Origin of the sequence: Vagococcus sp. AM17-17, assembly GCF_003471765.1 — a bacterium.
Classification (GTDB): Bacteria; Bacillota; Bacilli; order Lactobacillales; family Vagococcaceae; genus Vagococcus; species Vagococcus teuberi.
Genome location: NZ_QRJY01000038.1, coordinates 1 through 285, shown reverse-complemented (window position 1 = coordinate 285; position 285 = coordinate 1). Strand labels below are relative to the sequence as shown.

1 rRNA gene is annotated in these 285 nt (G+C 44.2%); it reads right to left on the bottom strand.

Annotation, left to right across the window (positions count from 1 at the left end):
• Positions 1–48 precede the first annotated feature (48 nt).
• A 5S ribosomal RNA gene (gene rrf / locus DW196_RS11035) occupies positions 49–164 on the bottom strand.
• Positions 165–285 lie beyond the last annotated feature (121 nt).

The following is a 285-nucleotide window of genomic DNA, read 5'->3' as shown; positions in this document are numbered from 1 at the left end:
GGCAGGTGCTCTCCCAGCTGAGCTAAACCTCCATCACTAAAAATATAAGCACGGCAACGTCCTACTCTCACAAAGGGAAACCCTTCACTACCCTCGGCGCTAAGAAGCTTAACTTCTGTGTTCGGCATGGTTACAGGTGTATCCTTCTTGCCATCGTCACCGCACTTATATATTATTGAGTAATTGCTCACTCAAAACTGGATGTTAAAGTTATCTATCATCATAATTGTCCACCGCTTATTTTGGTTAAGTCCTCGACCGATTAGTACTAGTCCGCTCCATACA